Below are 19484 nucleotides of genomic sequence, written 5' to 3'. Positions count from 1 at the left end.
CAGTTCCTCGATCTCTTGCGGTGGGATTTCCAGCACCCCAATAAGACCCCGGATCGCTGCGTCGGGGAATCGACCGAACAGCGGAAGTCGAGGAGGCGTTGGCGGCGGGTCAGCTCACCCGCTGCACCCAAATCTCATGCGTTTGGGGGAGACGCGAACCGCTCGAGCACCAGGCGGGTCAGCTGCACCCGCGAATTGACCCCGAGCTTGCCGAAAGCCGCCCGTAGGTGGGTCCCGACAGTACTGGCCGACAACACCAACTCATCAGCCGCCGACTTGTTCGTATGCCCCTCCGCCACCAGCAACGCCACCCGCCGCTCCATCGGCGTCAAGGCCTCCCATCCCGACTCCGGCCGCTGCTGCACCGCAGCCCACTTCCTCCGCCGCACCCCAGCCGCCTGAAGTACCGCCTGCACCCTGGTCGCCGGTGCGGCCGCGCCGAGTTCGGTGAACGTGGCGAGTGCACTCTCCAGGGTGGCAACAGCCTTCGCGCGCTCCCCGTGCTCCAGCTCGACTCCGCCGTGCAGGGCCTCCGCGTAGGCCAGCAACAGCGGCCGCGGCGAGTTCCGCAAGCCGGCGACCACGTCAGCCAATCGGGCCCGGGCAGCAGCCAGGTCCTCATCCGCCGTGGCGTGGAAGGTCAGCTCGTTCCAGCAGCCGGCCAGCTGGGCCGTTGACCGGAAGGTGACGGTGGGGCTCGCCTCGGCCTGGCTTGCCAGGAGCTCAGCTGCCCGGGCGGCGACCTTCACGTCCGAGGTACCAGTGGCCGCATTGAGCAGGAGGGTGTGGCGCTCGGGGTAGTCGAGCGGGGCCTCCAGCAGCCTGGCCGCCGCCGAGGTGTCTCCGTCGGCCACTTCCAGGAGCGCGCGGATCTGGTCGTCGGTGGCTTGTTCGCGGGCCTCGGAGAGACGGCCCTTGAGCAGGGCCACCAGGGCGAGGATCTGGCGGGCGGGGGTCTGCGACGACAGGTCGAAGACTTCTGGGCTCCAGCGGAGGCAGGCGTTCGCGGCATCGGCGGCTGCGGAGAGGTTGCCAGTGGCAAGCTCCAGTCGCGCGCGCAGCACCGACAGCTGAGGGGCGAGCCAGGAGTCACTCGTCCCGATCAGCTCTTTCAGCCGGTCGAGGGCATCGCCCAGGTCGTCGAGCTGCGCCTGGCAGAACAGTTCGGCGAGCTCGATGAGCATGGCCGGATGACTTCCGACCTCGTCGCCGGTCGCGGCCCGTGCCGCGCGGTAGAGGTCACGCGCCTCCATGTATCGGCCGACTGCCCGGGCCCGCTCCGCCTCGGCCAGTTGCTGCACCCCGGCCGCGACCGGGTCGGTCGTCTCGAACGGCTCCTCCAGCCGAGCCAGCACCCGATATGCCCTCATCCTGTCGGCCAATGGCGCTGAGGTTCCCGGCACGTCCAGCTCGCACTGGCCTAACCTCCCGGTAGCCCACATGTGCGGCATCAGTCGCAGCCAGATCGCCGCGCGCAGGTCGGGGGAGACTGGCCCTCGATAGAGCGCAGTACCGCCCAGCAGGTCGTCCGCGAACGCCTCAGCGGCCGCGAACTGGCGCCCACTGAGCAGTATCTCTACAACGTCCTCGCCGACGTCACCACGAATGGCGTCGTCGACAGGTGTGAGCTCGAACGTCTGCTGGATCACGCTGATCGCCGTGATCGACATGGTCTCCAGCAGCTCGTGGGCTGCCTTCCGGAGGGTACTGATGGCGCCGATGTCACCAGTGGCGGCTGTAGCGAGGATGTGCGGTGCGGCAGCCGACGCACCCTGGCCGCTGGCGAGCAGCTGATCAGCAATCGCCTTGTGCAGCGCCCGCTGCGCCGACGGCGGCACCTCGGCCAGTACTGCGGCCCGCAGCAACTCATGCCGGAAGCTCAACGTAGAGCTCCCATCAGCCAGCAACCCAGCGCGAATGGCCTCGTCCAGCGCCCCAGCCAGCTTCGCGATCGGCTCACCCATCAGTACAGCGACATCGTCCAGCTGGAACTCACTGCCGAAGACAGCCGCCGTACGCAGCAACGCCTGGCACAACTCCGTAGTACTGCTGACCCGACGCCGCACCCCCTCCACCAAACCGTCCGGCAGGTCTGCCACGTACAGCCCGGCCACCAGCTGCTCAGCCAGGAACGGCACCCCCTGTACTCCGCCCAGCCGCACCGAGAGCGACGGGTCGACAGGTGCGCCCAGCCGGTCAGCCGCAAGCTCCAGTACTGCCTCCGTACTCAGCGGAGCCAGCTGCAGCGCATGCACCGGCACCTGATCCCGCACAGCGTCGATCATCTGGTCGAACAGCGCACCCGGCCCCGGACGGGTTGCCAGCACCCACATCACCTTCGCCCGGCTCAGCCGCGCGATCACGATCCGCAGGACGAAGTTGGTCAGCGGGTCGGCCCACTGGGCGTCGTCGAGCACAACCAGAGCCGGTACGCCGTCCAGCCGCCGGCCGATCAGGTCCGCGAGCCGCTCACCCAGCCACAGCGGCTGCCCGTTGAGCCCAGCGAGCTCCAAGAAGTGCTCGGTGCTGATGAGCGGCTCCGCGCCGGTCCTGAGCGCAGGAGCCAGCGAAGCGAGCGGGCTGATCTCATCCGTCTGGTGAGCCGCCGCCTGCGCGACCAGCACCCCATGCCGCTCCGCCTGCTCCACCAGAGCCCGCACGAGCGCCGACTTCCCGATCCCCGGCTCACCTGTCACCACGGTCAGCGAGGAGGTACCACCCTCAGCCGCCCGCAGAGCCTCCAGCAGCTGGCCCAGCTCACCTGAGCGTCCCCGCAGCGGTCCCATGGCCAATTTCTACCACCAAGCTTTACGCGCACCGCTGCAAAGCGAGGAGAGCGTACGCGCGAGCGCAGTGGAGCACCTCAGCCAAGGGGACGTGCTCGTCGGTTGCATGGGCGTAGCGAACGTCCCCGGGGCCGTACTGGAGCGTCGGGATCCCCGCAGCCGCGTACTGCCGCAGGTCGGACCCATACGGCCCGCCCTTGACCTCCGGTACCTCAGCAGCTCCCGCAGCCGTTGCCGCCTGCAACGTGTCGTCGAGCAGTGGGTCGCCTTCCGGCAGCAGCCCGGACGCGAACACCCCACCCGGCCAGCTCACCTTGACCGGGTGCTCCCGCAACCAGTCGTCAGCTGCACACGCCTCCGCCAGCGCCTGCTCAAACGCTCGCCTGGCATCCGCGACCGGCTCGCCCAGGCGTACGCCGTACCGGCCCTCTGCGACGAGCAGGTCGGGCACAGTGCTGGCCCAGTCACCCGCCTGGATCGTGCCAACGGACAGTGGGTTGGCGAGGTCGAGGTGCTTGAGCAGTGGGTGCGGATCCCGGTTGCGCTCGACCTCCAGCCGTACGAGCGCCTGCTGGATGACAGCGAACTTCTCGATCGCGCTGACCCCGCGAGTACGGGTCGAGCCGTGCGTCGCCAGCCCAGGGACCTCCACGCGGAAGGTGAGCGAGCCCGCGTTCGCCGGGATGACACCACCGGCGGTCGGCTCGGCGATCAGGCAGGCCTCACCGGTATGCCCGCGCTTGAGCGTTCCGAACGCGCCCAGCCCGCCATCCTCCTCACCGATCACCGTGTGTACGGCCAGCGGCTTCCGCAGCGAGACGCCGGCCGACGACAGCGCGGCGACGGCGCCGATGATCGCCGCCACGCCGCCCTTCATGTCGCAGGTACCGCGCCCCCACATGATGCCGTCGCTCACCCGCGCCGAGAACGGATCGCCGTCCGGCCAGAGCGCAAGATCCCCGACCGGCACCACATCCACATGCCCGTTGAAGATCAGGCCAGGAACGCCGCCCGGGCCGCCTCGACCGCTGCCGCTGCCGCCGAGCACGCCGACGCAGCCCCACGCCTCGGCGCGGTCGACCTCCGAGCCGGGAAAGTCAGGGTCCCCGGTGATCACGGGCAGGTCGAACTGCCAATGGTCGACGTCCATACCGAGACCGCGCAGCCGTTCGGCCACCCAGCCCTGGATCTCGTTCTCGACCGCCGTCCCGTCGACGCTCGGGATCTGCACCAGCTCCCGCAGATCCGCCACGATCCGCGCGTCATCGACCGCGGCCAGCACGTCCCGCTCGACCTCACTCAGCATGCCGCCCATCTTGCATCAGACGGCAGCTGAGTGAGGCCTGCGATCAGGGTGTGAGCCGGTGCAGGTCGCGCGGGAACAGCGTGACCTCGCGGACGTTCTCCGCACCCGTCAACCGGGCGACGAAGCGTTCGAGGCCGATCGCGAACCCACCATGCGGTGGCATGCCGTGCTTGAACGTCTGCAGATACGACCGGTACGCCGGTGCCTCCGCCGACTCACCTCGCGCCTCCAGCGCCGCCACGTACTCGCTGAACCGATGCAACCGCTGGCCACCAGTGACCAGCTCAACTCCCTTGAAAAGAAGGTCGAACGAGTTGGACCAGCGGGGGTCCGACGGCTGCGGGTGGGTGTAGAACGGCCGCTTCACCATCGGGTAGCCCTCGACGGCGACGAACTCGCTGCCGTGCTCGCGCAACGCCCACTCGCCGATCGCGCGCTCGTCGGCCGGGGCCAGGTCGGGCTCGTCCGGGTTCGCACCGGCCAGCTTGAGCGCCTCGCTGAAGTGCAGGACGGGTACGTCTACAGGGATCTCGGGCAGCTTGACGCCGAGCCGTTCCAGCGCGCCACCGGCCCGCTCGCCGACGGCTGCGAGCATGTCGGAGATGACGCTACGCAGTACGGCGAGAACGTCGCGGTGGTCCTGGATGAAGCCGAGTTCGGCGTCGAGCGAGACGTACTCGGCCAGGTGCCGGACCGTGTCGTGCGGCTCGGCGCGGAACACCGGGCCGACCTCGTAGACGCGCTCGAAGACGCCGACCATCGTCTGCTTGTAGAACTGCGGCGACTGCGCCAGATACGCCGGTCCGCCGAAGTAGTCCAGCGCGAAGACGTTCGCGCCGGACTCGGTCGCAGTACCGACGATCTTCGGGGTCTGGATCTCCGTGAATCCCTGTCCGTCGAGCGAGCGCCGGTACCCGTGCAAGGCAGCCGCGGCGACCTCCCACCCAGCCCGGACAGCCGGATGCCGCAACGCAACAGGCGCGTTGTCCAGTACTACGGGAAGCCCGGCCCCGACCGTCGGGCGCCAGAGCTCGATGGGTGGCGTCTGGGCCGGCTCGGTCAGCGCCTCGATGACGGGGTCGATGATCTCGGCCCCGCCCGGTGCTTGTGGGTTGGCGGCGACGGTACCGGTCACCTGGACGACGGTCTCCTCGCCGAGTTCGTCCAGCTGGGCCTGGGTTTCAGCCGTCTTGACGACGATCTGGCTCAGGCCGGAGCGGTCCCGCAGTACCAGGAAGCTGACGGCCGCCAGCCGTCGTCTTCGATGGACCCAGCCGGCCACCGTGACGGTCTGGCCTACTGCTGAGGGGATCTCGTGGTTGAGAATGCGCATCGCTGTAATTCACCTCCGAAGGTCGGTTCGAACCCCGGAGGTGTGGGCGAAGGGGACTCGCGGTGCCACCACACCTTCACCGGATCGGTGCTTGCGCCGACCCGGCCTCTTGCGTTTCATTCGCTCAGGAGTGTCTTCACGCCCGCCCCACGCATCGCCTTCCCAGCTACCGGCGACTCTCTCCTGCGCAGGTGACGACCGCTACTCGGTTCCTTCACCACGAACGGCTCCAGAGTAGTTCGGTCCTGGAGCCGCACGCAAAACCAATTAGCGCTTGGACTTGCCCGGCGGGATCACGACGGTGTCGGTGTCGTGGCGGGCAGGCGTCGTTGCAGTCACGGTGACCGTGTTGGCGGCGCCCGAGCCCGGCCAGGCGGCCCACTCGGTGTTCAGGGGCTTCTTGTAGTTGGCGGTGGTGCAGGTCGCGCGGCGTACGTCCGTGGTGCGCGAGCAAGTCCAGCCGCGGTCGAAGCGGGGGAGCAGGGCCAGGTTGCGGCCCCACGAGATCTCCAGCGTGACCCGGCCGGTCGTGCCGTTGATGGTCAGGAAGCGGTTGTAAACAAGGGGGTTCGGGTCATGCCGCGGATCCGGAGTGATGATCTGGAGCAGCGACTCGTCCGCCTGAGGGCCGGCGAGCGTTTCGGAGTCGGTGTCGAACAGCAGACCGGCTGTGGCCGATACCGAGTACGTCCGTGCTGCCGAGCCACCATCCGGTACTGCGAACGAGCCGTACAGCGGAGCAGGTCGCGACGGGTTGGTGGCGGTGCAAGTGCGGGCCGACGGCGTGCACTTCCAGCCGGCCGGGTTGCCGATGATCGGCCAGGACAGCGCGGAACCGTACTGGATCTTGACCGTCACGCTCGGCCGCGTGCCGGGCGCGATGACGATGGTGCGGAGGTACCCCTCTAGGTCGGTCTTGCCGGCGACCAGCTTCAGCAGGTTCTCGTCGAGGTGCGGCTTGGGTGCGGGCGGCGGCGCGTCGAGGGTTTCGGAGTCGTCGTCGTACAGGCGGCCGGTCTTCGCCGACACGGTGAACGTGCGCTGCGCTGTCGTCCCGCCCGTCGGGTCCGCGAACGAGATCGGCAGCTTCGCCGGTGCGGCGGGGTTGGTGGCTGTGCAAGTGCCGGTCGCCTTCACGCAGGTCCAGCCGGCCGGGTTCCCGCTCAGCGGCCAGTGCAGCCCGGAGCCGTACTTGATCCCGACCACGACGGGCTTGGCGTTGCTCGCCGGGACCTTGATCGTGATGAGCCAGGGGGAGTTCGCCGACTCGATGCTCACGCCAGAGGCGCCGGACTCGTACGAAGCGTCCGGTACGCCGCTCGATCCGTACGGGACTCCGCCCGGTGCGCCGCCGCCGGGCGGCATGCTGATCGTCAGCAGCCCCTCATCGAAGATCGGCGTGGTCGGCTCCGGCGGTGTCGGTACGGGAGTCGTGGGGGCGCTGGTCGGCGCCGTCGGCTGGGTCGGGTCGGTCGAGTCGACGGGCTGGGTCGGCTCGGGCTGAGGCTTGGTGGTCGGTGCGACCACCGGGGGCTTCACGGCCGGCGGCTTGGCCGATGGCGGTGGGTTGACCGGCGGATTCACCGGAGGCGCCTGGGTCGGCTGCACCGACGGTGGCTTGCTGATGGCTGCCTGGGGAGTGTCGTTGCCGGTGAGCGCCATGGCGGCGATCACCGCGGCCACGGCCACCACCACGACAGCGCCGCCGCCGACGGCTGCACGGGTGCTGTTCTCGGTGACCTTCTGCCATCCAGTGGCCAAGAAGCCGACGATGCCGACCTTGACCCCAGAGGCAGCGGCCAGGTAGCCCAGGCCCGCAGTACCGAGTAGTGCAGGTGCGAGCAGCGCTGGCAGGGCGCTGTTGACCTCGACGAGCTCCAGGTAGACAGCAGTGCACTTGGCACAGTCGTCCAGGTGCTCGCGGACGTTCTTGTTCTCCCGCTTGGTGAGGCCGCCGCGCACGTACGCGCCCAGGCGCTCAGTGGTCCAGCGGCAGCGGTCACCGGCGACGTCGGCCAGGTGCTGCTGGAGATAGGCCTGCCGTAGACCCTCACGGGCCCGGTAGGCCAGGGCAGAGACGCCGTTGGCGGTCAGGCCGAGCATGGGGGCGATGGTGGCGGGCTTCTCGCCCTCCACCTCGGTGTGCCAGAGCACTGCCTGCCAGCGCTCGGGCAGGGAGGCGAAGGCCTTGGCTGCCGCGCCACTCTCGAACCCGGTCACGCTCGGGTCGTCGAACCCCTGCGGCTCCCGCTCGTACGCCGCGATGTCGTCGGTCGTCTGGACCTTGCGGCCCGACCGGATCCGGTCGACGTGCACCCGCCGGACGGTGGTCAGCAGGTACGCGCGGAAGGAGATGTCCGGGCCGCCGCCGTTGCGCAGGGCATCGAGCACCTTCGCGAAGGCGTCACTGGCCAGGTCGTCGGCGTCGTTGGCCGGTACCAACTGACGGGCCATCCGCTCCGCGGCATGGTGATGGCGGGCGAACAGCTCGCCGTACGCCTCGAGGTCGCCGGTGCGGACGCGCGAGATCAGCTCCGCGTCGCTCGGCCCTTCCGGCGTCTCCATCCGTGGTCCCCCTGGGTTTGTCACTACATCGTCACCGTCTGTCAGCTCGTTGCCGGGATCAAGGTTCCCACGAGGGACGGATCCGCGCACCTAATCATGACGACAGCGACAGCTGTGAGGTTACGCGAAAAAAGATCCGGAAATCCGCGTCATGAACTCGTCATCAGGCTGTCTCACCTCCAGTACGACGCTTCCGGCCACCCGGTCGGGAGACGACGGGGCCATTGAGGAGGGGACATGTCGCTGTTCGCGGACATCCGCAGACGGCTCGATCTGCGTCCCAGCCGGTCCCTGAACCTGGCGGGGTCGCTCGCCCGGGACCGGTCGGAGGCGTCGTCTACAGAGCAACCGTGCGGAAGGAGGGAGCCGCACGGCACCGCTGGTATCGACCGGAGCGCGTATCTGGCAATCGCAGAAGCGCTCCGGGACGGTGCCGATGTAGTGCCACCGAGTGACGAGGTCGGCCGCCAGTTGGCGGAGGACGGAGTCTCGCTGCTCGAGGCACTTGATGGGCTGGGTGCGCTGTACCGCTCGATCGCCGGGGGCGAGCCTGCCTTCGATGCGGTACGCGCACTCAGTTCCAGCTGGGCCGAGGCTTCACTCATCTATCTGCACTCGCTGTCCTGCGAGGACCCGCTGACCGGGCTGTCCAGCCTGGCGCACCTGCGGTCCCGGCTCGGCGAGATCTACCGGGAGGCTGAGCTCCGTGGAACTTCCGTACCGGCGACCCACGCACTGGTGGTGGTCGAGCCGCTCTACCCGGGCGGAATCTCGCCCGTCGAGCGCGAGCTCCGGCTCATCGACATCGCGGAGTGCCTCCGGATCGTGTTCGCGGGCGGTGACGTACTGGGCCGCCTCGGCACACGCCGCGCGGCGGCGCTCGTCGGCCGCGACCCGGACCTGCCGGACCAGGTCGAGACGGTCCGAGCGCTGATCACCCAGTGGCGGCTGGACACCGACGAGCCGCAGCTGGCCCGGGTATGGATCGAAGGACTTCCGGCGGCCGAGCAGTGGGCCGGCCGGGTGCTGGACGAATTGGCACGACCCGCATAGGACTTGCGTCCGGCCGCCGACAGGGGGACGACCGGACGCAGCAAACCGGTGGCGGATCGCCTATCACGGGGTAGGCGATCCGTCGCCGCCGTCCTGTCCGGCGGTGGCATCCCGTAGTACCGGAATTTGTCGGTACTGCTGGTTAGGCTGCCGGTATGTGTGGGCGCTATGCATCGAGTCGTGATCCTGCCGATCTGGTCGTCGAGTTCGAGATCGACGCGGGCAATGTGAAGGAGTCCGTGCAGGAGCTGCCGGACAACTACAACGTCGCGCCGACCGACGAGGTGATCGCGGTCGTCGAGCGGAAGAACCGGGAGAACCCCGAGGAGACGGTCCGCAAGCTGACCACGGTGAAGTGGGGGCTGGTGCCGTCCTGGGCGAAGGACACCTCGATCGGCAGCCGGCTGATCAACGCCCGGATGGAGACCGTCGCGGAGAAGCCCGCGTTCAAGAAGGCCTTCGCCGTCCGCCGCTGCATCCTGCCGGCCGACGGGTACTACGAGTGGTACACGGCCGAGGAGAAGGTCAACGGCAAGCCGGTCAAGCAGCCGTACTTCATCCGCCCCGCCGACGGTGGAGTGCTCGCGATGGCCGGGCTGTACGAGATCTGGCGCAACAAGGCAGTAGCCGACGCCGACCGCGACGACGCCTGGCTCTGGACCTGCACCGTCCTCACCACCACAGCCACCGACGACCTCGGCCGCATCCACGACCGCATGCCCCTGCTCGTCGAGCCCGACCGCTACAACGCCTGGCTCAACCCCTTGTCCTCAGACCCCGACGAGCTCCTCGACCTCCTGGTCCCCGCAGCCCCCGGCGTCCTGGAGGCCTACGCCGTCTCCAAAGCAGTCAGCTCCGTCAAAAACAACGGCCCCCACCTCATCGACCCCCTACCACCCGACGGCGTGGACCCGATCGACAAGCCAGAAGAGCCCGAAGAGATCACCCTCTTTTGACCTTCCCGGAGTACCTCTACGCGCGGACCGCCGAGGCAGTGACCGGCTTCGCCGAGCTGGATGTCGACGACATCTACGCGATCTCGCTGTGGTGCTCGTACTACGAGGACGACACCCGCCGGCCGACGCTGGCGGTCGACTACAACACCGACACCCAGGTCGAGCAGGTGCTGTCCGCGCCCAAGCACGCCCCTGAGGCGGACGAAGCGCGGTGGAACTACGCGTACTGGCTGCAGGGCATGCCGGTCGAAATCGGTGGTCCGCAGGACCCGACCGGGCTTGAGCTGGGGCGGGAGTGGATCAAGCGGGCCGGGCTCTGGTACTCCGACGAGCAGGAGGCGTCCGACTTCGAGGCGACGCTGCCGCTCGGGAGCTCGATCGCCAGGCGCTTCGAGGCCGAGTGCATCCGGGCCGGGCGGCGGCTACATGACGAAGGCGTGATCGAGAAGGTGTTCGGCCGCCCGATACCGGTGCTCGTGCACGAGTTGGAGTACCAGCCCCACCACGCCGACTGGGCGATCGCCGGCAATCCGCCGGAGCTGGTCGCGGATTACGTCGCCTGGGTCCTTCACTGATCCCGCATGCCAGGCGGCTGCTCGTAGTACCGGCCGGCGACTCGAGGGCGACCGGCTGATCGCCGGCATTCCCCCACCCACTAGCAGCCGCACCTGCCGCCCGAGCACCCCGCCGTGCCATGACAAGGTCGGGGGTTAACCCCCGACCTTGTGGGTTGTCACCTCTGGATGCGGGGTGGCAACCCACAGTTTGAAGGGTTAACTGTGATGTTCAGGGAGGTTGTCCCGGATTTGGTGGGTGACTCGGCCTGTCGTTGAGGCATGACGAAGGCCTCCGGTTGTGAAGTGGAGATGTCGAGTAACCGCTTCAGCAACAGGAGGCCTTCGTGTCCCACGTTAACGCTCAACTGACCCCGCGTGCACGGTTACGGCTGGCGCGTTTGATCGTTGACCAGGGCTGGCCGGTCGCGACCACGGCCAAGATGTTTATGGTGGCGTCGAAGACAGCACGCAAGTGGGCTGATCGGTACCAGACCGAAGGCCCGGCCGGGATGTGTGATCGCAGCTCGCGTCCGCATCACAGCCCGACTAAGACCCCCACCGCGGTAGTACGCCGGATCGTACGGCTGCGCTGGCGTCACCGGCTCGGCCCCGTCCAGATCGCCGGGCGCCTCGGACTGCCGGCCTCCACCGTGCACGCCGTGCTCGTACGCTGCCGGATCAACCGGTTGTCACGCATCGACCGAGCCACCGGTGAACCATTACGCCGCTACGAACACGCCTACCCCGGCTCGCTGATCCACGTCGACGTCACCAAGTTCGGCAACATTCCCGACGGCGGCGGCGCACGCTACCTGGGCAAGCAACAAGGCAAACTCAACTCCCGCCACACCGCCAGAACGCGCACCGGCTACACCGCCAACCGCAACGTCCGCATCGGCACGGCCTACCTGCACACCGTCATCGACGACCACTCCCGCGTCGCCTACGCCGAAATCTGCGCCGACGAGAAAGCAGCCACCGCCATCGATGTCCTGCGCCGGGCCGTGGCCTGGTACGCCGAACACGGCGTCACCGTCGAACGAGTCCTGTCCGACAACGGATCAGCCTACAAAGCCCACGCGTGGCGCGACACCTGCACCGAACTCGGCATCACACCCAAGAAAACCAGGCCCTACCGACCCCAAACCAACGGCAAAATCGAACGCTTCCACCGCACCCTCGCAGACGGCTGGGCCTACGCCCGCTTCTACACCACCGAAGCCGAACGACGCGCTGCTCTACCCACCTGGCTCCACACCTACAATCACCACCGACTCCACACCGCAATCGGCAACAAACCACCCATCAGCCGACTGACCAACCTCCCTGAACATCACAGTTAACCCCTCAAATTGGCTGGTGGCGATGCCCGTGCTTGGCAGGAGTTGAAGCATCAGCTGCACACGCCGAGTGGCGCTCACCAGCAACCGGCAAGGACTGCCAGCGGGTATGTCGGCTGGATCGGCCGCAGTCGGGTCGGCAGCACATCAAAGGCGCCCGGGAATGCGTTTGCTTGGGTGTGTCGGGGTGGTTCGTGGTCGTTGGTGTGTGGTGGCGGTCCGGACGGCGTCATTCGTGAGGGTTCCGGAGCGCTCCGACCGCGACCCATTGGCAGTTGACCCGTCGCCGCAGCTGCCGACTCTCGGCGTACCCCCAGTGAGTGTCGTACTGGGCAGCCAGTGCGTGAGCTGGCGCGCAGGGTGGCCCGGGAATGACAGGATGGGTCCGTGACCGATGAACGGATTGTGGCTACTCCGCATGGTGAGGCTCGGATTGTGGCGCATCGGGCTCGGCGGCCGGTGGCGACGCTGGCGCTCGGTCATGGGGCTGGGGGCGGGATCGAGGCGGGGGATCTGGCTGCGTTGGCGGCTCGGTTGCCCAAGCAGGACATGAACGTGTTTTTGATCGAGCAGCCTTGGCGGCGGGCGGGGAAGAAGCTGGCGCCTGCGCCCAAGGTGCTCGACGAGGCTTGGATCGCGATCATCGGGCAGTTGCGGATCCGGACGCCGCTGGTGCTGGGCGGGCGGAGCGCGGGCGCGCGGGTGGCCTGCCGGACGGCTGCTGGGTTGGGGGCTTCCGGAGTACTGGCGCTGTCTTTTCCGTTGCATCCGCCGGGTAAGCCGGACCGGTCGCGGGTTGATGAGTTGCAGGGATCGCGGCTGCCGACGTTCGTAGTACAGGGGGAGCGGGACCCGTTCGGTACGCCGGAGGAGTTCCCGCCGCTGACCGAGATGGCCGTCGTGCCGGACGGTGACCACTCGTTCAAGGTGCCGAAGCGCGCCGAGCTGACCCAGGACGAGAGTTTCGAGCTGCTGGTCGAAGCTGTGTTCGAATGGGTGACCCGGGAGATCTCCGGCTGAAGTCCCCGCCGCGCCCGGGAATGACCCACCGGGCGGGCTTGTTGTGAAGAGCATGACGGCACTGAGTCTGGCTCCTGCGCGGAAGACTGCGAAGACACCGGTATTCTCGATCACGATGCCGACTCCCACGACCACAGAGACACCCGAGCAGCGGACCGAGCGCTTCGAGCGCGAGGCGCTGCCTTTCCTCGACCAGATGTACGCCGCGGCGATGCGGATGACGCGTAACCCGTCCGACGCCGAAGACCTGGTTCAGGACACCTTCGCGAAGGCGTACAGCTCGTTCCACCAGTTCACGCCCGGTACCAACCTGAAGGCGTGGCTGTACCGGATCCTGACGAACACGTTCATCAACGGCTACCGGAAGCGGCAGCGCCAGCCCACGCAGTCGCCGACCGAGGAGATCGAGGACTGGCAGCTCACCGCCGCCGAGTCGCACACTCCCGGTGGCCTGAAGTCGGCCGAGGCGGTGGCGCTGGAGCACCTGCCCGACTCCGACGTGAAGTCGGCGCTGCAGTCGATCCCCGAGGATTTCCGGCTGGCGGTGTATCTGGCCGATGTCGAGGGGTTTGCCTACAAGGAGATCGCCGACATCATGGGGACGCCGGTCGGCACCGTGATGTCGCGGTTGCACCGTGGCCGGCGCCAGCTGCGTGAGCTGCTGGCCGACTATGCCCGCGAGCGGGGCCTGATTCCCGCATCAGACGATGCGCCGGCGGACGGTTCCGCGGCGGCGGCCGAGGAGAAGAAGTCATGAGCTGCGGCGAGGACCACGACGTGGACTGCAGCGAGATCCTGGAGCGGGTCTACGTGTTCATCGACAATGAACTCGAAGGCGCCAGCACCGAGGAGATCCAGCAACACCTGGAAGAGTGCGCGCCCTGCCTCGACCAGTACGACATCGAGCGCTGCGTGAAGAAGCTGGTCCACCGCTCCTGCGGCGACGACCACGCTCCGGAGGCACTCCGCCAGAAGATCCTGCTCCGGCTCACCCAGATCCGGATCGAGACGACGACAACGCTCGCGGACTGACCTCCCGAGGCCCGGCCGGACACCTGTCCACCGGGCCTCGTCGTTTGTCCGGCCGCCCGCCGCCCGCCGCCCGCCGCCCGCCGCCCGCCGCCTGCCGCCTGCGTTGGGTAGGCGGTCTGTGCCTCAGGTGTGCTGTTGCTCGGCGAGCAGTTCCTGGGCGATGGCGGCGTCGTGGGGGAAGTCCTGCAGGGCCGTTGCTGCCTGGCGCCAGGCAGTGGTGGCCGCGGCCACCTCTCCAGTGGCGGCCCGGATGCGGCCCAGCTCGATCAACAGCAACCCCTCCCGCTGCTGGTTGCCGTAGGCACGGGCCAGCTTCAACCCCGCCTCTGCCTGCTCAGCAGCTTCCGTCGGCTGACCCATCGCCAGATAGCTGGTCGCGAGATGCTGCAGACACTCGGCCTGCGCGTTGCCGTCATCCAGCCGGCCGAAGACGTCAAAGCTCTTGCGCTCCATCTCCGTCGCCGCCAGATGATGCCCCGCCTCCATGTACGCCTGCCCCGCGATCTGCAGCCGCTTGGCCAGCGACCGAGGGTTCCCCGACTTCTTCGCCAAGACGAGGCTGAGGTCGAACGACTCCCGGGCCAGCTCGTACTCACCCCGCCGGCTGTGCAACCGCCCGAGCGCGAGGTGGCTGATCCCGACGACGGTCTGGTCGCCGATCCGCAGGCTCAGGGCGAGCGCCTCCTCGGCCCACTCCAGCGCCTCGTCCGGTCGGTCCATCAACTCCAGCACGTAGCTCAGCGAAGTACAGGAGCGTGCCTGGCCTGGCAGGTCGTCGATCGCCTGGAACATCCGCAGGGCGGCGCGCAGATGGTCGAGGGCCGGCTCGAGCTCGCCGCCCTCGGCATCGGGGATCGCCAGGTCGTGCTCGAGCCAGGCGGCCAGCCGTTCGTACCCGAGCTCGCCCGCGATGTCCCGGCCGAGCCGGTCGATCGTGCGCATCTCGATCCAACGCGACCGGACCTCGACGTACCCGAACAAGGCGATCGCGAGCTCGGGCACCAACCCCCGCAAGTCGGCCGACGCACTCGCTTGCTGCACGAGCGCGAGGATGTTGTCCCGCTCATGGTCGAGGAAAGTCGTAGCAGTCGGTACGTCGGGCAGCAGCGGGACCGGACGCACGGGCGGACTCGCCAGCGCATGCCGCCGGCTCTCGGGATGCGTGAGCTGCTGACTCCGCCAGGCCACCGCGGTGTAGTGCTGCAGCACCCGGGTCAACGCGTCGGTGCGAGCGTCTTCGGATAGCGTCTGCGTGGCGCGCTCGCGGGCATAGGTGCGGATCAGGTCGTGCATCCGGTACCGGCCGGGCACCCCGGACGAGAGCAGGTTGAGGTCGACCAGCCGCTCGAGGATCTGCTCGGCCTCATCTTCGGAGACGTCGAGCAGATGCGCTGCCGTGAGCGCGCTCAAGTCCGAGCCGTCCGGCAGTCCGAGCAACCCGATCGCCGCAGCCGCCCGGCGATCGAGGCGCTGGTTGCTGTTCGCAAGGAATTCGGCGGTACCGGCGATGTTGGCCCGGACGCCCGACTCACCGGTGCCGAACTCGTCCAGCCGCCGGTGCTCGTCCTTGAGTTGCCGCACCATGTGTTCGATCGGCCAGCTCGGACGCGCGGCGAGCCGGGCACCGATCAGCCGGACCGCCAACGGCAGTCGGCCGGTCAGCTCGGCGATCGAGCGGGCCGCGGCGTCCTCGGCGCTCACCCGATGGTGGCCGGCGATCGTGGCCAGCAACTCGACCGAGTCCTCCTCGGACAGTGGCGCCAGCGCGATGTGCCGGAACCCTGGCAACGTGGTCAGCGCCCGTCGGCTGGTCGCGATGACGGCCGAGCCGGGAACGCCGGGCAACAAGGGGAGTACCTGGCTTGCGCTGTTGGCGTTGTCCAGCAGGATGAGGACCCGCTGGCCGGCCAGTCGTGACCGGTAGAGACCGGCCAGTTCGCTGATCCCCGAGGGAACGCCCCGGTCGTCTTCAAGGCCGAGCGAACGGATCAGCTGGCTCAGTGCGTCGGCCGGGCTGAGCGCAGTACCGGGTCCGTAGCCGCGCAGATCCAGGTACAGCTGACCATCCGGGAAACTGTCGCCGACGAGGTGAGCCACATGCACGGCCAGCGCGGTCTTGCCAACCCCGCCCATCCCAGTCACAGCAGCCAACTGAACCTTGTCCGGCTTAGCCGACTGGAACACCTTCACCAGCTCCGCGACCTCGCCGGCTCGCCCAGCGAAGTCCGACAACGTCGGCGGCAACTGCCGCGGAAGCACCCGCACCACCTCAGGCGTCAACGGCGCGACCGGCACGCCACCCTGCTCCCGCGGAGCCTTGGCCACCAGCAACAGCCGCTCGACCTGATCAGCACTCAGCCCAAGCGCAGCGCCGATCGCCTCGATCGTGTCGACCCGCGGCCGCCTCCGCGTGCCCCGCTCCAGCAAGCTGATCGCCTGCTCACTCAACCCAGCCTTCTCCGCCAACCCCGCCTGCGTCATCCCAGCCGCAGCCCGATACTCCCGCAACAGCCCCGCCAGCGTCTCCATGCTCAGCGGCCGCCGACCGCGTTCTCGGTCACGATCTGACCCCTGCGGAGGCCGTCAGCCACCGCAGTCATGCCGTCTGCTTCGAAGATGTCGATGGCCTGGAGGCGAGTCCGCCGGGCGGCGGCCGGCCGCGCGGTGGCGTCCTGGATCGCGGCCAGATTGACGAGCAGCCAGCCTTGGCAGTAGGTATCGCCATGCAGCTCCGCCAGCCGGAGACCTTCCTCGACGGCCTGTTCTGCCTGCTGGTAGTTGCCGCCTTCAACCTCGGCTCGGCTGAGGTACAGGTGTGTCAGGGCCAGCCCGCTCGGGTCGTCCAGATCGGAGTACAGCCGGATCGCCGCGTTGAGGTGTTCAATCCCCTGGTGACGTGATCCAACAGCCAAGTAGCTCGTGGCAACAAGCCGTTGGCGCCGCGCCAGCGATCGGAAGTTGCCGGCTGCTTCTGCCAAGTCGAAGCTGGCCTTGAACGCGGCGGCGGCCTCCGTGGTCCGCCCGACCCGGTTGTACAGAACCCCGAGTGCCAGGTGGTTGGTACCGAGGACCGCAAGATCACCGGCCTCTTGCGCCAGCTCCAGACCGCGCTCACCCCACTCGATCGCTTCGTCGAGCTGATCCAGCCGCTCACAGACGTGACTCAGTGATGAGCAGCAGCGGGCGATCCCGGCGACGTGCTGACCTGCCTCGAAGTGATCCAGAGATCTCAGCAGCCGCACCTGGGCCCACTCGAGATGGCCTTGCTCTACGTCGGGGATGGCGCGATCGTGCTCAAGCCAACCCCAGGTCACCAGATCGTCCGCCGGTTTCCCCGAGGCCAGTGCGAGGTCGAAGATGCCGCGCATCCGCAGGTAGTGAGCGCGGATCTCCAGATAGCCGAACAGACCGAGCGCGAGAGAAGGCCCGAACCGCAGAGCCAGCCCGGGCAGTACCGAAGCCAGCTTGTAGAGGCCGACGATCGAGTCGTACTCGTGATCGAGCCAGGAAAGCGCGTCGACTTGATTGCTGAAGGCCGGCAGGCCGGTGAGGTCGAGTTCTTCCGGCGGTTGCCTGGGGCTCGATGGGTAGGTGATGCGGTGTACCTGCCAGGCAGCCGCCACGTAATACCGGAGACCTCGCTCGATCGCTGACCGGCGCTCGGCAGCACGCTCGCTGGTCGAGAGGCGTTCGTCCGCGAAGGCGCGGAGCAGATCGTGCATGCGATAGCGCTGCGGGCGCACTGAATCCAGCAGATGCATGTCGACCAGGCGTTCGAGGAGATCTTCAGCGGTCCGAAGGTCCTTGCCGAGGAGTCGGGAGACCAGATTCGCCGAGATCTCCGGACCTTCGACGAGGCTCAGCAGATCGAACGCGAGGGCGGCCTCGCGATCCGCGCTCCGGGGACTGCTGAGCAACTCATTCAGGCTGGAGGCGAAGGTCGCGCGGACGCCGGAGTGGTCGAGGCCGAGTTCGTCCAGGCGGCGATGCTCGTCCTGAAGCTGGTCGACGAAGTGCCGCAGCTGCCAACCGGGGCGGGCGACCATCCGCGCGCCGATCAACCGCAGCGCGAGGGGCAGGCCGCCGGTCAGCTCTGACAGCTCCCGGGCCGCCTCGTCCTCAGAGTTCACTCGTTGTTCACCGGCGACACTCGCGAGCAGCCGCAGCGACTCGGGGGTGGTGAATGTCGACAGCCGGACAATCCGGCTGCCGGGCAATGTCGACAGGAAGTGCCGGCTGGTGATGATGGCGGCCGATCCGTTGCCACCGGGCAGCAGGGGAGTCACCTGGTCCACCGAGCTGGCGTCGTCGAGCAGCACCAGCATCCGTCGGCCGGCCATCCTGGAGCGGTACAGCCTCGACATCTCGTCGATCCCGTCCGGGATCGCATCGTGCCGCACACCGAGGGAGCGGAGTATCTGTCCCAATGCCTCGATGGAGGTCAACGCCGATCCGGGATCATGGCCGCGCAGCGCGACGTACAGCTGACCATCCGGGAAACGCTCCTCGACGAGATGCCCGGCGTGCACGGCCAGTGCCGTTTTCCCGACACCTCCCATGCCGGTGACGACGAGCAGCACACTTGCCATGTCTGCGTGAGCGAGAGCGCCCAGCACTTTGTCCAGCTCGCCCTGCCGGCCGGTGAAGTCGGCAACGGTCTGGGGAAGCTCCCACGGAACAGGCAGGGAGGGCACGGCGGGCTTGGGTGGCACAGCACCCGGTGCCCGGACCGAGGCCAGGAGTTCCTGCTCTGCGTCAGGTGGGAGTTTCAGGGCTGTGCTGAGAGCCTGGATGGTGTCGGCGCGCGGACGTCGCCTGGTGCCTCGCTCGAGCAGACTCACGGCCTGCTCGCTGAGGCCCGCCAGTTCGGCGAGTGCGGCTTGAGTCAGTGCGGCGTCGAGGCGATGGCGTCGGAGGAGTTCGCTGAACTCGACTGCCATCCTGCCCACCTCCCCGTCGACCGGCCGCGCGAAGCATCTGCTCGCCAACTGTAGGGAAGATCGCCGACAGTGTGCCCGTGGTTATCCACAGTTGAGATCGAGAGGGTCGTGGATTCGGTGCCATTGCCGCTGTTCATAACAATCGGTACAGGTTTGGTGACAAAAGCATTCCGGTGAATAGCGGTGAGTGTCTAAGAGGGAACACTGAGTACAGGGAACCAGTGCGGTCAATGGTCTTGTTGTGACATGTGACCAAACTGCAAAGACCCCGGTTTTCACCGGGGTCCTCGCTGTAAGTAGCCGCCTGACTCAGGCGTTGGGGCGCTTGCCGTGGTTCGCGCCCTTCTTCTTGCGTGCGCGACGCTTGCGGCCGGTCTTGCCCATTTGAAAGCCTCCTTGTAACAACTGCAAAGAGTCACAGTCTCTCATACCACGACGGTGTGTTCGCCACAGTGCGGCGGGTCACGGTCTGGCTTACAGTGTTTCGGCGCGCGCCTGATGAGCAAAATATTGACGAGTCAGCGATGTGCTGTCTGCCCCCTGTGCCGGCTACCCCGGTGCAAGACCGCGAAGCTGATGGGAGGTGAGCTGAACAT

The 19484-nt window shown here is 67.9% G+C and carries 14 protein-coding genes; 7 read left to right on the top strand and 7 right to left on the bottom strand.

The genetic code is table 11. The features are described from left to right. Positions 1 to 134: 134 nt before the first annotated feature. The 4 genes from OHA70_RS00825 to OHA70_RS00810 form a co-directional block, all read right to left on the bottom strand. Positions 135 to 2786 (bottom strand): ATP-binding protein, encoded by a 2652-nt coding sequence (locus OHA70_RS00825; protein ID WP_328327391.1) that lies wholly within the window; start codon positions 2784 to 2786, stop codon positions 135 to 137. A gap of 22 nt (positions 2787 to 2808) precedes the next feature. Beyond that, the gene (locus tag OHA70_RS00820) at positions 2809 to 4092 is read right to left on the bottom strand and encodes an ArgE/DapE family deacylase (protein ID WP_328327389.1); all 1284 of its coding nucleotides are present in this window, start codon (positions 4090 to 4092) and stop codon (positions 2809 to 2811) included. A 43-nt stretch (positions 4093 to 4135) separates the two neighbouring features. Continuing rightward, on the bottom strand, positions 4136 to 5425 hold the full coding sequence (aspS, locus tag OHA70_RS00815) for an aspartate--tRNA(Asn) ligase (RefSeq protein ID WP_328327387.1): 1290 nt from the start codon (positions 5423 to 5425) through the stop codon (positions 4136 to 4138). Between the two features lie 267 nt (positions 5426 to 5692). Further along, the gene (locus tag OHA70_RS00810) at positions 5693 to 7990 is read right to left on the bottom strand and encodes a sigma-70 family RNA polymerase sigma factor (RefSeq protein ID WP_328327385.1); all 2298 of its coding nucleotides are present in this window, start codon (positions 7988 to 7990) and stop codon (positions 5693 to 5695) included. Between the two features lie 237 nt (positions 7991 to 8227). Between OHA70_RS00810 and OHA70_RS00805 the strand changes: the two genes are divergently transcribed. From OHA70_RS00805 to rsrA, 7 genes are all read left to right on the top strand, one after another. After that, positions 8228 to 9043 carry a hypothetical protein gene (locus OHA70_RS00805; protein WP_328327383.1) on the top strand — a complete coding sequence of 272 codons (816 nt, stop codon included), beginning with the start codon at positions 8228 to 8230 and terminating at the stop codon, positions 9041 to 9043. Positions 9044 to 9198: 155 nt separating this feature from the next. Beyond that, positions 9199 to 9999, top strand: coding sequence for an SOS response-associated peptidase (locus OHA70_RS00800; RefSeq protein WP_328327381.1), 801 nt, complete (start codon positions 9199 to 9201; stop codon positions 9997 to 9999). Continuing rightward, complete coding sequence (locus OHA70_RS00795; protein WP_328327379.1) at positions 9996 to 10574, top strand: hypothetical protein; 579 nt, start codon at positions 9996 to 9998, stop codon at positions 10572 to 10574. Before OHA70_RS00800 ends, OHA70_RS00795 begins: the two co-directional genes overlap by 4 nt. A gap of 326 nt (positions 10575 to 10900) precedes the next feature. Beyond that, positions 10901 to 11899, top strand: coding sequence for an IS481 family transposase (locus OHA70_RS00790; RefSeq protein ID WP_328325348.1), 999 nt, complete (start codon positions 10901 to 10903; stop codon positions 11897 to 11899). Positions 11900 to 12283: 384 nt separating this feature from the next. Then, a complete protein-coding gene (locus tag OHA70_RS00785; RefSeq protein ID WP_328327377.1) occupies positions 12284 to 12916 on the top strand; it encodes an alpha/beta hydrolase family protein in 633 nt (210 codons plus the stop codon). Between the two features lie 115 nt (positions 12917 to 13031). Next, the gene (locus OHA70_RS00780; RefSeq protein WP_328327375.1) at positions 13032 to 13673 is read left to right on the top strand and encodes a sigma-70 family RNA polymerase sigma factor; all 642 of its coding nucleotides are present in this window, start codon (positions 13032 to 13034) and stop codon (positions 13671 to 13673) included. Next, entirely contained in the window at positions 13670 to 13948 is a 279-nt protein-coding gene (gene rsrA, locus OHA70_RS00775; RefSeq protein ID WP_328327373.1) for a mycothiol system anti-sigma-R factor, read from the top strand. Before OHA70_RS00780 ends, rsrA begins: the two co-directional genes overlap by 4 nt. A gap of 123 nt (positions 13949 to 14071) precedes the next feature. On the opposite strand, the gene OHA70_RS00770 is transcribed toward rsrA, so the two are convergent. From OHA70_RS00770 to OHA70_RS39745, 3 genes are all read right to left on the bottom strand, one after another. Next, a complete protein-coding gene (locus OHA70_RS00770; RefSeq protein WP_328327371.1) occupies positions 14072 to 16477 on the bottom strand; it encodes an ATP-binding protein in 2406 nt (801 codons plus the stop codon). Between the two features lie 2 nt (positions 16478 to 16479). Next, a complete protein-coding gene (locus tag OHA70_RS00765) occupies positions 16480 to 18888 on the bottom strand; it encodes an ATP-binding protein (RefSeq protein WP_328327369.1) in 2409 nt (802 codons plus the stop codon). A gap of 309 nt (positions 18889 to 19197) precedes the next feature. Then, entirely contained in the window at positions 19198 to 19272 is a 75-nt protein-coding gene (locus OHA70_RS39745; RefSeq protein WP_369759046.1) for a 50S ribosomal protein bL37, read from the bottom strand. Positions 19273 to 19484 lie beyond the last annotated feature (212 nt).

Source organism: Kribbella sp. NBC_00382, from assembly GCF_036067295.1.
In the GTDB taxonomy this organism is placed as follows: Bacteria; Actinomycetota; Actinomycetes; order Propionibacteriales; family Kribbellaceae; genus Kribbella.
This window is presented reverse-complemented; position numbering and strand designations above follow the sequence as displayed.